The 13,097-nt window shown below is 69.0% G+C and carries 14 protein-coding genes; 10 read left to right on the forward strand and 4 right to left on the reverse strand.

The window, feature by feature from the left end; genetic code table 11:
- Positions 1 to 39: 39 nt before the first annotated feature.
- From ASF54_RS03750 to ASF54_RS03765, 4 genes are all read left to right on the forward strand, one after another.
- Positions 40 to 984 (forward strand): MetQ/NlpA family ABC transporter substrate-binding protein, encoded by a 945-nt coding sequence (locus ASF54_RS03750; protein ID WP_055958975.1) that lies wholly within the window; start codon positions 40 to 42, stop codon positions 982 to 984.
- Positions 984 to 2,024 carry a methionine ABC transporter ATP-binding protein gene (locus ASF54_RS03755; RefSeq protein WP_055958978.1) on the forward strand — a complete coding sequence of 347 codons (1,041 nt, stop codon included), beginning with the start codon at positions 984 to 986 and terminating at the stop codon, positions 2,022 to 2,024. The genes ASF54_RS03750 and ASF54_RS03755 overlap by 1 nt, the downstream gene beginning before the upstream one ends.
- Entirely contained in the window at positions 2,024 to 2,683 is a 660-nt protein-coding gene (locus tag ASF54_RS03760) for a methionine ABC transporter permease (RefSeq protein ID WP_055958981.1), read from the forward strand. Before ASF54_RS03755 ends, ASF54_RS03760 begins: the two co-directional genes overlap by 1 nt.
- A gap of 226 nt (positions 2,684 to 2,909) precedes the next feature.
- Positions 2,910 to 3,572, forward strand: a complete 663-nt coding sequence (locus tag ASF54_RS03765; RefSeq protein ID WP_055958984.1) for an SDR family NAD(P)-dependent oxidoreductase — start codon at positions 2,910 to 2,912, stop codon at positions 3,570 to 3,572.
- A gap of 132 nt (positions 3,573 to 3,704) precedes the next feature.
- On the opposite strand, the gene ASF54_RS03770 is transcribed toward ASF54_RS03765, so the two are convergent.
- On the reverse strand, positions 3,705 to 4,790 hold the full coding sequence (locus ASF54_RS03770) for a GTP-binding protein (protein ID WP_055958987.1): 1,086 nt from the start codon (positions 4,788 to 4,790) through the stop codon (positions 3,705 to 3,707).
- 57 nt (positions 4,791 to 4,847) lie between these two features.
- On the opposite strand from ASF54_RS03770, the gene ASF54_RS03775 reads away from it, so the two are divergent.
- Both ASF54_RS03775 and ASF54_RS03780 read left to right on the forward strand, forming a co-directional pair.
- The gene (locus ASF54_RS03775) at positions 4,848 to 4,970 is read left to right on the forward strand and encodes a ribosomal protein bL36 (RefSeq protein WP_055958990.1); all 123 of its coding nucleotides are present in this window, start codon (positions 4,848 to 4,850) and stop codon (positions 4,968 to 4,970) included.
- Between the two features lie 58 nt (positions 4,971 to 5,028).
- A complete protein-coding gene (locus ASF54_RS03780; protein ID WP_055958993.1) occupies positions 5,029 to 5,271 on the forward strand; it encodes a hypothetical protein in 243 nt (80 codons plus the stop codon).
- Positions 5,272 to 5,364: 93 nt separating this feature from the next.
- Here ASF54_RS03780 and ASF54_RS03785 read toward each other — a convergent pair whose 3' ends face one another.
- From ASF54_RS03785 to ASF54_RS03795, 3 genes are all read right to left on the reverse strand, one after another.
- Complete coding sequence (locus tag ASF54_RS03785) at positions 5,365 to 6,213, reverse strand: alpha/beta fold hydrolase (protein ID WP_055958996.1); 849 nt, start codon at positions 6,211 to 6,213, stop codon at positions 5,365 to 5,367.
- A gap of 181 nt (positions 6,214 to 6,394) precedes the next feature.
- The gene (locus tag ASF54_RS03790) at positions 6,395 to 7,684 is read right to left on the reverse strand and encodes a glycosyltransferase (protein ID WP_055961998.1); all 1,290 of its coding nucleotides are present in this window, start codon (positions 7,682 to 7,684) and stop codon (positions 6,395 to 6,397) included.
- Positions 7,681 to 8,706 (reverse strand): hypothetical protein, encoded by a 1,026-nt coding sequence (locus ASF54_RS03795; protein WP_157510006.1) that lies wholly within the window; start codon positions 8,704 to 8,706, stop codon positions 7,681 to 7,683. The genes ASF54_RS03790 and ASF54_RS03795 overlap by 4 nt, the downstream gene beginning before the upstream one ends.
- 131 nt (positions 8,707 to 8,837) lie before the next feature.
- Here ASF54_RS03795 and ASF54_RS03800 point away from each other — a divergent pair, with 131 nt between their 5' ends.
- From ASF54_RS03800 to ASF54_RS03815, 4 genes are read left to right on the forward strand one after another with little or no spacing between them, the layout of a single operon-like run.
- The gene (locus tag ASF54_RS03800) at positions 8,838 to 9,947 is read left to right on the forward strand and encodes a hypothetical protein (protein ID WP_055959002.1); all 1,110 of its coding nucleotides are present in this window, start codon (positions 8,838 to 8,840) and stop codon (positions 9,945 to 9,947) included.
- Positions 9,944 to 11,128 (forward strand): glycosyltransferase, encoded by a 1,185-nt coding sequence (locus tag ASF54_RS03805; RefSeq protein WP_235480927.1) that lies wholly within the window; start codon positions 9,944 to 9,946, stop codon positions 11,126 to 11,128. The genes ASF54_RS03800 and ASF54_RS03805 overlap by 4 nt, the downstream gene beginning before the upstream one ends.
- Positions 11,125 to 12,153, forward strand: a complete 1,029-nt coding sequence (locus tag ASF54_RS03810) for a glycosyltransferase (protein WP_055959005.1) — start codon at positions 11,125 to 11,127, stop codon at positions 12,151 to 12,153. The genes ASF54_RS03805 and ASF54_RS03810 overlap by 4 nt, the downstream gene beginning before the upstream one ends.
- A complete protein-coding gene (locus ASF54_RS03815) occupies positions 12,150 to 12,992 on the forward strand; it encodes a glycosyltransferase family 2 protein (protein WP_235480928.1) in 843 nt (280 codons plus the stop codon). Before ASF54_RS03810 ends, ASF54_RS03815 begins: the two co-directional genes overlap by 4 nt.
- The last annotated feature ends 105 nt before the right edge of the window (positions 12,993 to 13,097 follow it).

Below are 13,097 nucleotides of genomic sequence, written 5' to 3' on the forward strand. Positions count from 1 at the left end.
CGGGCTCCGCCGCCCCGCCCCGCATCGAAAGAGGCCCCCATGTCTGCACCCCAGCTCCCCGCCCGCGAGCGAAGCCGTCGACCGCTCGTGACCGGCATCATCGCGGCGATCGTCGTGATCGCCGTCGTGATCGTGCTCATCGTCGTCAAGCGCTCGATCGCCACCGACGACAGCGCCTCGGGTGCCGCACCGAAGACCGTCTCGATCGGTGTCGCCGATGCCTCCGAGCCGTACTGGAAGACCTACTCGACCCTCGCCAAAGACAAGTACAACGTCACGATCAAGCTGGTGAACTTCTCCGACTACAGCCAGCCCAACCCGGCGCTCAGCCAGGGGCAGACCGACCTCAACGAGTTCCAGCACATCCAGTACCTGGCCAACTACAACGTGACCACCGGGAGCGACCTGCAGCCGATCGGCGCCACAGCCGTCTACCCGCTGCCGCTGTACTCGACGAAGTACTCCACGCCGTCCGAGCTCCCCGAGGGTGCCAAAGTCGCGATCCCGAACGACGCCGTGAACGAGGCTCGCGGCCTCCTGGTGCTCCAGGCCGCCGACCTGATCACACTGAAAGACGGAGGTAACGCCTTCTCGACCGTGACGGACATCGAGACGAAGAAGGTCGACGTCACGGCCCTCGACGCTTCGCAGACCGCCAACGCCCTCAAGAGCAACTCCGTCGCCGCCGCCATCGTCAACCAGAACTTCGCCACTCAGGCCGGGTTCCAGAAAGACGAGGCGATCTTCAAGGACGACCCGTCGTCGACGAGCGCAGCTCCCTACGTCAACGTCTTCGTCGCCCAGAACAAAGACAAGAACAACTCCCTCTATGTCGACCTCGCGAAGCTCTACCACACGGCCAGTGTTGAGAAAGGGGTCCAGGAGGCCAACAACGACACCGCGGTGTTCCGCGACACCTCCGCCGCCGACCTGCAGAAGGAGCTCGCCACAGTCGAGTCCGACGCGAAAGCAGCAGCGAAGTAGTGACGTCTGCGGTTTCGACTCCGCTCGTCCGGCTCGAGGGTGTCAGCAAGGTCTACGACACCCCGGCCGGGCGGCGCACTGCGGTCGATGACGTCTCGCTCACGGTCAACGAGGGCGAGATCGTCGGCGTGATCGGCTACTCCGGCGCCGGCAAATCGACGCTGGTGCGGTTGATCAACGCCCTCGAGCTCCCCACGAGCGGTCGGGTGTTCGTCGGCGACAGCGAGCTGACCGCCCTGCCCGAGCGGTCCCTCCGTGCGGTGCGGCAGGGCATCGGCATGATCTTCCAGCAGTTCAACCTGTTCCGCTCGCGCACGGTCGCCGGCAACGTGGCGTACCCGCTGCGCGTGGCGGGCCTCGGCAAGGCGGAGCGCGATGCCCGCACCGCCGAGCTCCTCGACTTCGTCGGGCTGCTCGACCGTGCCCACAGCTACCCCGAACAGCTCTCGGGCGGCCAGAAGCAACGCGTCGGCATCGCACGGGCTCTCGCTACCAACCCCCGACTGCTCCTCGCCGACGAGGCGACCAGCGCTCTCGACCCCGAGACCACCGCCGACGTGCTCGCGCTGCTGAAGAGGGTCAATCGCGATCTCGGCGTGACGATCATCGTCATCACCCACGAGATGGACGCGATCCGCGCCATCGCCGACCGCGTCGCCGTGATGGACTCAGGCCGCATCGTCGAGAGCGGACCGGTCTACGACGTGTTCTCGAAGCCGACGACGCCGGCGGCCGCCCGCTTCGTCCGGTCGGTGCTGCAGGACCGCCCCTCACCCGAGACGCTGACGCGCCTTCGGCAGAACCACGACGGCAGGATCGCGACGGTGCAGGTCGCCGAGATCCCCGGATTCATCGGGGTGGTCACCTCCGCGTTCACAGGCCAGGACGTCGCCGCCGACCTCATCTTCGGTGGCATCAGCGAATTGCAGCAACGTCCGGTCGGCGCCCTGACCTATGAGCTCAGCGGTGACGACGCCCGGATCGACGCGGCCCTCGCCGACCTCACCGCGCGCGGCATCGACTGGATCGAGGAGAACTGATGGACTTCTTCCTCAGCAACACCGACGTCTTCATCACGGCGATCGGCCAGACCCTGTTCATGGTGGTCGTGTCGATCGTGGTCGCCGGGATCCTCGGTCTCGCCCTCGGTATCGGCCTGTACGTATTCCGCCCCGGAAACCTCCTGTCGAACCGCGCGGTCTTCACCGTGCTTAACGTCGTCGTGAACATCGTGCGGCCGATCCCCTTCGTGATCTTCATCGCCGCGATCCAGCCGCTCACGACCCAGGTCGTCGGCACCACGATCGGGCCGAACGCCGCCGCCTTCGCGCTGTCGCTCGCCGCCGCCTTCGCCGTGTCGCGGATCGTCGAGCAGAGCCTCGTCGGAATCGACCCCGGCGTGATCGAGGCCGCCCGCGCGGTCGGCGCCGGGCCGATACGGATCATCTTCACCGTGCTGATCCCGGAGGGGCTCGGGCCGCTGATCCTCGGCTACACGTTCATCTTCGTAGGCATCGTCGACATGAGCGCGCAGGCCGGGATCCTCGGCGGCGGCGGGCTCGGCGACTTCGCCGTGGCCTACGGTTCGCAGCGCTACAACTGGCCGGTCGTGTACATCACGGTGGCGGTGATCGTCGTGATCGTGCAGCTCGGGCAGTTCGCCGGGAACGCGCTGGCTCGGAAGGCGCTGCGCCGCTGACCTCGGGCTGCTTCCCTTCGGGCTGCTCCCCCTCGGGCTGCTTGCCTTGGGGCTGTCTCCGAATTTGAAGGAGATCCGTGCTGCAGACCCCGGCGGATCCTGATGTTTGTGTTCCCGGGCTCGGGTTTCTCCTTCGAATTTGCACGCACGGGCTGCGGCCAGCTCTCGGGCGGCGCCCAGGCGAGCGACTACCGTCGACCGCCGATCCACTCGAAAGGACACCCACGTGACCACCATCGCCATCATCGGAGCCGGCCCGGGGCTCGGAGCAGCGGTCGCCCGCCGCTTCGGCCGCGAAGGCTTCTCCATCGCCCTCATCTCGCGCAACCAGAGCCGTCTCGACGACCTCGCCGCCACGCTGACGTCGGAGGGACTCACCGCCCAGGGATTCGCTGCCAACGTGCGCGACACCGCATCCCTTCAGGCCGCGCTAGTCAATGCCACCGAGCAGCTCGGTCCGATCGAAGTGCTCCAGTACAGCCCGCTTCCGGCCAAGGAGTACATGCGCCCCACACTCGAGACGGTCGCCGACGATCTGGTTGGGCCGATCGAGTTCTCGGTCTACGGGCCGGTGACGGCGGTTCGGCAGGTGCTGCCCGGCATGCGTGCGCTCAAGGGCGGCACGATGATCTTCGTGAACGGCGCCAGCGCAGTGCGTCCGCGCGACGCCGTCACCGGCACATCGGTCGCGTTCGCCGCCGAGAGCGCCTACGTCGAGCTGTTGCACGAGGCTGTCGCTCCCGAGAACATCCACGTCGCTCAGCTGATCATCCCCCGCGGGATCGGTGGCGGCGAGCCCTCGCACGAGCCGGCCACGATCGCCGACACGATCTGGGGGCTGCACTCCGAGCGGGGTGAGTTCCGCACCTACGTCGCTCCCCTCGACTGACGTTTCGGGCGGGGCGCTGCCGAATTTGAAGGAAAAACCTCGGGGCGACCCCCGCCGATCGGCATGAAGTGCCAGGCCGAGGCGCGTTTTCCTTCAAATTTGCACGGGTCGGGCGACAGGGGGCACCGCCGCTCAGTGCCGGTGCGGCAGCTCCCACGCGGGCAGCGGATCGTCGAACCGCGCCCAGAGCATCGGGCCGCCGAGCAGCTCGTCCGGCGTGAGCAGACAGCGCCCGAGTTCGTCGGTCAGCGCAGCGGCGTCCAGGTCGCGCCCGTAGAAGACGAGTTCCTGCCCGAGCGGCACATCCGAATCCCAGCTGTCGATCGAAGTCGGATCGAGCGAGAACACGTCACCGGCCGAAGCCCAGGATCCGACGGCGAACGGCCTCGAGGCCAGTCGCGCAAGTCCGCGCGAGCGCAGGATCGATCGGGGTTGCTGCCCGAATTCCGCGGCGACCGCCTCGGCCAACCGCCCGGGGTGGAACGGCAGAGGCTCGCGAAAGACGACCGCGTCGATGCCGGTGGAGGCCCGCCCGAGCAGGTTGCCGTCGGAGAGCTCGCGTTGCCAGCCGAGGTTCTGCGCCAGCAGCGCTGCCGCTCCCGGCACGACGGCCGCGGCTGGACGCCGAGCCTGGGTCGCTCGTTCGACGGGGACGATGCGGGCCACGACGTTGAGTCGCCGGAGCAGGCCGAGCGTCTCGTTCAGGAGCGACGGCGAAACACCGCCCGTATCGGTGACCACCAGCAGGGTCGCGTATTCGATCTGCGCTGCCAGGCGCTCGGCGGTGTCGTAGTCGGGGCGTGCCGGATCCTCGTCCCTCTCCGCGAAGAGCCACGCGCGAACGTCGAGGAGCGAGACCACCGTGACGATGTCGCGCACGAGCACCGGAGCCTCGTCCGGTTCGCGCGCGTCGCAGACGGCTCCGACGACGAGTCCGACCTCGAGGGGATCCGCCCGCGACGGGAGATGCACGACGATGTCGCCGGAGAGGCCGTGGTCGACCTGGCTGAGCAGGTCGTCGATCAGGTCAGCGGCAAAAGCCGCGCTGTCGGCGGGGATGTCGGCGACAGGGCTCTCGTCGGGGAGGTCCGACCCGATCTCGGCGACGCTGTCGGCGACGTCGACACTCGCCCCGGTGAATGCCCGAGCGAGGTCGCCTGCCGCCCGAGGTCGCAACGAGCTCAGGAGTGTGAGGTGAAGAGGGCGAACTGTGCGCATGAAAGCCACCTTAGGTGATAATGGTTATCACTTAGCCATTTCACCGAAGGGAACACCATGAAGGTCCGCAACTCGCTCGCGTCGCTCAAGAAGCTGCCCGGGGCGCAGGTCGTCCGCCGTCGCGGACGGACGTTCGTCATCAACAAGCTGAACCCGCGCGGCAAAGGACGTCAGGGCTAGGAGCAGACTCGGTATCGGGCGGCATCACGGTCGCCCGAGGAGCACACCGGGAGGCACCGTGTCCGAATACAGCTACCAGGGCCCAGCAGACATCGACCGCGCTATCGGATTCTTCGTCGCACTCGACGACGCCCAGCGCAACGCCCTCGAGGTGCTGCAGATCGACCAGGTGCTCGAGGAACTCCAGGGCGAATACACGAAGGCGACGGCCGACGCGTCGTACCGGCCGAGCGACGACTTTCTCGCCCGGCTCAGCGGCTACCTCGAGCGAGCCGACGACTGGGACACCTCGGTCGCCTAGGGCTTAACCACGTCGATCCAAGGAATTCCCGTTCGATCCATCGCCTGCGATGAAGGGAACGGGAATCCTTGGATCAATTCGCGTTGGGCGGGTCTACTTCGCCAGGAACGCCAACACGTGCTCGTTCCACTCGTCTTTGTGGCTCACGGTGACGCCGTGGGGAGCGCCCTCGATAACGACGAGCTCGCTGTTCGCGACAGCCTCGTGAGTGCGCTTGCCGCTCACCTCGAACGGGACGATGGCGTCCGAGTCGCCGTGGATGACAAGCGTCGGCACGTCGATCTTGGTGAGGTCGTCACGGAAGTCGGTCGTGGCGAAGGCAACGGTGCAGTCGAGGGTGCCCTTCGGCGAGGCCAGCTCGGCGATCGCCAGGTTGTAGGCGACCTGCTCGTCGCTCACGAGCGGCTTGTTGATGAGCGACGGCTTGCCTGCCGTGAAGAACATCTTGACGAACTCGTTGAGGAACTTGGGTCGGTCGCCCACGATGCCGTCGTGGAACCACGCGGCGAGATCGTCGTCGACGCCACCCTCGGGGTTGTCGCTCGCCTTGTAGAGATACGGCGGCACGGCGCTCGCGAAGACGAGCTTGGCGATGCGCTCGGTGCCGTAAAGGCTGACGAAGCGGGCCAGTTCACCGCCGCCCATCGAGAAGCCGATGAGGGTGACGTCCTGCAGGTCGAGCTCGTCGAGCACAGCCTTGAGGTCGGCGGCGAAGGTGTCGTAGTCGTAGCCGTTCCACGGCTGCGACGACTGGCCGAAACCGCGGCGGTCGTAGGTGATGACGCGGTGGCCGGCCTCGACGAGGGCGGGAACCTGGCCCTCCCAAGAGCGACCGCTCAGCGGCCAGCCGTGGATGAGGACGACGGGCTTGCCCTGGCCGTAATCCTCGTAGTGGAGTTCGACGGCGGAGCCGGAAGACTGGGGAACGGTGACGAAAGGCATGGAATGCTCCTTCTCATGTCGGGAATGGTGCTTCTAACGGTACGCCGCGCGCGATCCTGCCCTCGGATGCGATGCGCAGGGTTGTCCCCCGGGCCGGCTTGAAGGTGCGCCTACCGGAGCGGCTCCGAGCCGGGGGCCGACCGGGGCCAAGCCGAGCACAGCAGAACACCCCGCCCGCGCCCTACCCCCAGCCGCCGAGGTACGCCTCGACGTCAACGGCCGCAGGGTCGAGCGCCGTGACGCCGGGCAGCACGACCGACGCACGCTCGAACAGGTCGTCCTGCCCCCAGCGAGACGCCCGGGCAGCGGCCCGCGTCGACCGCACGACGCAGAGCGGCTCGCCGTCGTCGGCATCCACGACCTCCAGCGATCCGAGCGACTCAGCGCCGAGCCGGACGACGGCCTCGGCGAGCGCGGAGCCCCTGACCCGGAGTGGGCGGAGGACGTCGACGAGGATCCTGCACTTCGCACTCGACGCATCAACCCCGGGCAACCCGGCCAGCGGTAACGCCTCGGCCAGCGAGTCGAGCGTGACGAACCACGCGGCATCCCACCCGGTGACCTCCTCAGGCGCAGTGACGCCATCGGGCACGGAGACGAGCACATCGGCGAACCGTCCGCGCAGCCCGCGAGGCCCCGACCCCGGCACCGGGATCAGCTCGGCGAGCCGCACTGACTCCTCGTTCTTGCGCGCGAGGGCCGCTTCGGGGCGCCCCGACCACTCGGGTCCGTCGTGCCAGGCGATCGCCGTCGGCACGTGGGCGAGAACGGCGCCGGCGAGCCAGGCGCGGTAGGCCCACTCCCAGTCCTCTCCCCCGTAGCGGTCGAATGATTCGTCGAAGCCGCCGCTGGCGTCGAACAGCTCGGCGCTGCAGGCGACGACCGCGCCGATCACGAAGCGGTACGAGCGATCGTCGGCGTCGAGCAGGTTGCGGCTGCGCGCGTAGGCGTCGTCGAGCCAGCGCGGGGCGGGCAGCGCGGTCAGCGGCGCAACGACTTCGATGCGTGCGTCGGCGTCGACCTCGTCGAACACGGCATGCAGGCGGCGTCCGACCGTCACGACGTCGGGGGCGAGCGCCGGAAGCCTCGTCAACTCGGTCAGATACGACGGCTCGGGCGCGGTATCGGCATCGAGAAAGCACAGGATCCGGCCCGACGCCCGAGCCACCCCCGCATTTCGGGCGGCTGCGAGCCGGAACCCGCGGTCCTCCTGCACGATGAGGATGACTCCGTCCGGCACAGTCGGCGGTGTGATCGACCCGTCGTCGACCACGATGATCTCGAGCCGCTCGGGCGGGTGGTCCTGTCGCCTTAGCGCGAGGAGCGTTCGGTCGAGCTGGCTCTGCTGCTCGTAGTGGGCGATGATCACCGAGACGATGGGTGGCTCGTCCGGTCGCACGCCGTCGAGACGGTCCCACTCGTTCCGCGGCAGAGCGATGCCCCGGGGCCTGGAAGCGGCGGAGGGTGTCACCACGCGATGCTCTCCCACCAGGTGAGGTACGAGGCGGCGGCATCATCGAGCGTCGGCCCGATGGGGTGGCCCGGGTGGAGGAACGTGGACGCCGGATCCTGATGTCTCGCCTGTATCGCGTCGGCCAGGTCATCGAGGGCGGTCAAATGCAGGGTTCCGGGGCGCAGTGCGGCCATCTCGCGGGTGTAGCGGGTGTCGACCACGATGGGTCTCCGCCCCTGCTCGGCCCAATCGAGGAGCGAGCGCGACGCCGAGTAGTGCCGGTGCGCGACCAGGGGGATGCCCGCGGTGACGCAGCGTGCACGGTACTCGGCGGGTTCGAGGTAGCCGGTGACCGTGAAGTCGACGCCGAGGTCGGCGGCTCGGGCCGCGAACCGGTCGGCTTCGACCTCGTGCCCGGGCGAGATTCCGCCGAGGGCCGTGACCGATGCCGACGCGCCGGTGCGCGCCGACACGAGGGCCGCCGCCTCGATTGCGTCGTCATGCCCCTTGCCCGGGTAGACGTAACCGGCGAGGAGCACTTCGAGGGCGCCCGGTGTCGGCGGAACTGAAGGGGTAGGAGGCGACAGGGGGTGACGGGTACCCAACGGGATCACGGCCACCCGCAGGTCGGCACCGAGATGCTCGTGCACGAGTGACTCTTCGTGGCGGCTGTTGACCACCACGCCGGCCGCTGCATCGGCAATCGCCCGATAGGCCGTCGACCTCCGGGCCACGTTGCGCTCGCCGTCGGAAGCCTGGGGAACATCGTGGAGTGTGACCGTGACCCGCCCGGCCCTGAGGAGGCGCACTACGCGGGCGGTCGCCTCCTCTAGCGTGGCGCCGTAGAGACCGTCGGTGACGTGCAGGTGAACGCGGTCGTAGCGATGGATGAGCGCCTCGGCGTCGTCAGCCGAGTCGACATGGTGGACGTCTCCGCCCGTCTGTAGTCGAGCCACCGCCTCCGCCGTTTCTCGGGCGTATTCCGTGACCCCGTGGTGGAGTGGGCCGACAAGGATCTGGGCGGGAGGTGAAGTAGACACTCGGGCGAACCTTGCACGGCCACTGGCCCTTCGTCAATGGGGTAGACACAGAAAGATCCGAATTCTCACTCGCTGCGTAGCGTGCACAGAGTGCCCACCGGGGGTGCCGACTCGACCCCTACGGAGCCTCTATGACGCAGACCCTCTGCGTCGCTTCCGTACCCGCAGGTCATCCTTACATCGATCGTGCTCTCGCAGCCCCGATCGGTTCTCCAGTGCAGGTTCGGGTTCTGCCTGATCCGCAGCCCGTGGGTGCACCGGCGGGCCAGTGGTGGCCGCCCGCGATCGTCGCTTCCGGGTGGATCAACTCGCACCGCGCCGACGCCGACCTGCTGCACCTCCACTTCGGCCTGGAGTCGTTCACCGTCGACGAACTCGTCGCCGCAGTGGATGCCGCTCACGACGCGGGCTGGCCGGTCGTCTACACCGTGCACGACCTCGAGAATCCCCAGCTGGTCGACCAGGCACCCCACGTCCGACAGCTCGACGCGCTACTCCCTCTCGTCGACGCCGTGGTGACCCTCACTCCCGGCGCCGCGAGAGAGATCGCCGAGCGTTGGGGCCGGACGGCCCTCGTTCTCCCCCACCCGCGCCTCCTGCCCAACGACGTCGAACCGCCCCGCGGTCTCGCGCACGACCTTCCCGTGATCGGAGTCCATCTGAAAGACCTGCGCCCGAGCGTCGATGGGGCGGCCACCGTGCGAATCCTCCTCGGCACGCTCGATCTCCTCCGAGACCGGGGTGTCAACGCCACGGGTGAAGTCCGCCTGCAACGGCGTGTGCGCGACGACGAGCAGCGGGAGCAGATCCGTTTTCTCTGCGCGGAGCGCTCCGACGTCGTGCTGATCGAACACAACCGCCTCGACGACGAGGCTCTCGCGGAGGACCTCGCGCACCTCGACGTGTGTGTGCTGCCGTATCACTCGGGCACCCACTCGGGCTGGCTCGAACTCTGCTGGGATCTCGGCGTCGCCGTCGCCGTGCCCGACGTCGGGTACCTCCGCGAGCAGCACGACGACCAAGCGACGATCGCGGGCTTCTCGCGGGAGGGCCTCGACGGCGATCGCGTCGAATCGCTGGCCGGCGCAATCGCGCGTCTCCTCGACTCGGCTCCCAAGCCCGGCAGCGAGGCGCGTCACGATCTGGCCGTTCGTCGCCTTGAAGAGCGCACCACGACCGACGAGATGACGGCGCGCGCCCACGCCGACCTCTACTCCGATCTTCTGGCCGAGCGGTCGTGACGGTGGCTCTGCGCATCGTCATGATCGCTCCCCTGCGCTTTCCGATCCACGCTCCCTTCGCGGGAGGCCTGGAATCGGCCGTCTGGAACGAGATCCGACTACTTCGTGCCCGTGGGCACCGGGTCGAACTGATCGCAACCGAAGGATCCGACTACCTCGAGGGCGGCCCGCGCCCGTTCGTGCTGCCCGCGGTCGACTGGCACGGCGACCCCGCAGCCGCTGACGACACCTACCCGCCGGGGTACCTCGGCCGCGCCCTGCCCGCTCTCGACCGCGCTCTCGCCGTGGTGGCCGAGCGCGCCGCGGCCGGCGACATCGACATCGTCGTCAACCACTGCCTGCACGGCCTTCCACTCGCCCGCGCCGGAGAGATCGGCGTGCCGATGGTGTCCACTCTCCACACGCCCATCGTGCCGGAGCTCGTCGCCTCGCACGCCACCGGTCGGGGGCGCGGCAGCCGGTTCCTCGCGGTGAGCGGACACACGTCCCGCACCTGGTCGGTCGAGGGCGTCCACTCGGAGGTCTTGCACAACGGCGTCGACACCGACGTGTGGCCCCGGGGCGACGGCGGAGAAGGCCTGGTCTGGTTCGGTCGGATCAACCACGAAAAGGCACCCCACCTCGCGCTCCAGGCCGCCCATCTGACGGGACGACCGCTGACGATCGCGGGCCGGATCGGCGATCAGACGTACTTCGACGAAGAGGTCGCTCCCCTCCTCGACGGCGACCGGCAGTACGTGGGACCGCTCGGCACGACCGAGCTCGCGAGCCTCGTTCGTCGGAGTGCGTGCGCCCTGACGACGCCGCTGTGGGACGAGCCCTTCGGCCTGGTCACCCCGGAGGCACTCCTCTCGGGAACCCCCGTCGCCGCATTCGCCATCGGCGGCATCACCGAGCTCGCCGTCGGGTCGATCGGACTCACGACGGTTCCGGTCGGCGACGTCGCCGCTCTCGCCGCAGCCGCGACCGCACTCATCGCCCAGAGCGACGCCGACCCCGCGTTCCGGGCGACGGTGAGTCACGCCGCCGCCCTGCGCTTCTCGCTCTCCAGCCGCATCGTGGCCCTCGAGCAGATCTTCGCCGAAGCTATCGCCGACGAAGCCTTCACAGATAACGGTCGGACGGACTACGGCAGCGACGACTCCGACAGCGGTGCTCTCGAGCGAGCATCCGCCGCATGAGCCGTCCGACCATCGGCTGGTACGTGCACCATCACGGCCACGGGCACATCACTCGGTTCCTCGCCATCCGCCCTCAGCTCGACGCCGACGTGGTCTGCTTCAGCACTCTCGAAGCACCAAGCCCCCTTCCCGAACGGACCATCTGGATCCAGCTCGACCGCGACGACCTGGCCGAGACCAGTTCCAGCGGCAGCCTCTCCGAACCGGCAGACGCCGACCCCACCGCTGCGGGTCTGCTGCACTGGGCTCCGCTCGGCCATCGCGGGCACCGCTCGCGGCTGGCCCGCATCGCGGCGGAGACCGTGAAGCACCCCGTCGCCGCCTTCGTCGTCGATGTCTCAGCCGAGGTGACCCTGTTCGTGCGCCTGCTGGGAATCCCCGTGGTGCTCGTCGGGCAGCCCGGGCGTCGCATCGACGAGGCGCACAAGATGGCGTTCCGGGCGGCCACTCGGATCCTCGCCCCCTGGCCCGCGGGCGTCGTCACCCAGCCGGACTTCGGCGACGGCGTCGACGTCGTCCACACGGGCGGAATCTCTCGCTACGACGGACGCCAGCCCCTGTCCGACGACACACGATCGGGAGTGCTGGTGATGCTCGGGTCGGGCGGCGGCGACGTCAGCGACGACGACCTGCGTGACCTCGACGAGGCCCTGCCCGAGGAGACGATCACGGTGCTCGGGCCCGGGCGAGACTGGCAGGACGACCCGTGGCAGGCGCTTTCGTCGGCCGAGATCGTCATCTCGTGGGCCGGTCAGAACTCGATAGCCGACCTGGCCGCGGCCGGCGCGCGCAGCATCGTGATTCCGCAGCAGCGCCCCTTCGACGAACAGGTCGAGATGGCGACTGCCCTCGAACACGCCGGACTCGCAGTCGTCGAGCGCGGCTGGCCCGAAGCGTGGCAGTGGCCGTCGGTGCTCGATCGGGCGCGAGCGCAGGATCCCACGTGGTCGGCGTGGCAGACGACCGGTGCGGCCGAGCGCGCCGCGGCTGCGATCCTCGACCTGGCAGAGGAGTGGTCGCGGTGACGGCGTCCACGACTGACTCTGCGGTGCCCTCGCCGGCACCGGCGATCGCCGTGGTGACGCTGGCCTCGGCAGCCCGGCGGGCCCACGTCGACAACCAGCTGGCGGTGGTCGGTCGGTCGAGCGGGGTGCGCCGGATCCTCGTCTGGCTCGGCGACGACTCGCCGACCGGCATCGACGCGGAGGTCGTGTTGTCGGTTCCGCCAGGGCCCGATGGCCTGCGCCTGGCCGCCGCGCGCAACGCCGGCGCCGATCGGGCCGTGGCAGACGGTGCCGGGCTCGTCGTGTTCCTCGATGCCGACTGCGTGCCGGATCCTTCGCTCTTCTCCGCCTACGCCGCCGCCTCGGCCGCGCACCCGGAGGCCGTGCTGTGCGGGCCGGTGACGTACCTTCCGCCCGGCGTCGATTCCCTCGACCCGGCCGCCCTCGACCGGCACCGGTCGCCCCATGCCGCACGCCCGGCACCGCCGAGAGGCCAGATCGTACTGGCCCCGGCCGACGACTATCGCCTGTTCTGGTCGCTGTCGTTCGCGCTGACCTCGACCGCGTGGAGTACCGGGCCGCGGTTCGACGAGACGTTCGAGGGGTACGGCGGCGAAGACACCGACTTCGCCTATCGACTGCGATCGGCCGGGGTGCCACTGGCCTGGGTGGGCGGCGCCGACGCCTACCACCAGCATCACCCGACCACCTCGCCTCCGGTCGCGCACCTCGACGACATTCTGCGGAACGGTGCCCTGTTCGCGCGCACCTGGGGTGAATGGCCGATGCTCGGCTGGCTGGAGGCCTTCGAGCGCGACGGGCTCGTGCGCCGCGTGGGTGCGGGGTGGGCTAGGCGCTAGGGGCTTCGTGGGGCGTCGTTCATGCCCTCCAGCTAAGCGCGACGCACCCTCGGATGGCCACGGCACCCCTGGCAGACGAGGGTTTTCTGGACATTCGGGGGTGCG

It is taken from the genome of Frondihabitans sp. Leaf304, from assembly GCF_001423105.1.
Taxonomy (GTDB): domain Bacteria; phylum Actinomycetota; class Actinomycetes; order Actinomycetales; family Microbacteriaceae; genus Frondihabitans.

Coding starts and splice junctions, on each gene's coding strand:
- ASF54_RS03750 (WP_055958975.1), top strand. CDS start 40: ATGTCTGCACCCCAGCTCCCCGCCCGCGAGCGAAGCCGTCGACCGCTC.
- ASF54_RS03785 (WP_055958996.1), bottom strand. CDS start 6,213: ATGCCTTTCGTCACCGTTCCCCAGTCTTCCGGCTCCGCCGTCGAACTC.
- ASF54_RS03770 (WP_055958987.1), bottom strand. CDS start 4,790: ATGCGCACAGTTCGCCCTCTTCACCTCACACTCCTGAGCTCGTTGCGA.
- ASF54_RS03775 (WP_055958990.1), top strand. CDS start 4,848: ATGAAGGTCCGCAACTCGCTCGCGTCGCTCAAGAAGCTGCCCGGGGCG.
- ASF54_RS03760 (WP_055958981.1), top strand. CDS start 2,024: ATGGACTTCTTCCTCAGCAACACCGACGTCTTCATCACGGCGATCGGC.
- ASF54_RS03810 (WP_055959005.1), top strand. CDS start 11,125: ATGAGCCGTCCGACCATCGGCTGGTACGTGCACCATCACGGCCACGGG.
- ASF54_RS03800 (WP_055959002.1), top strand. CDS start 8,838: ATGACGCAGACCCTCTGCGTCGCTTCCGTACCCGCAGGTCATCCTTAC.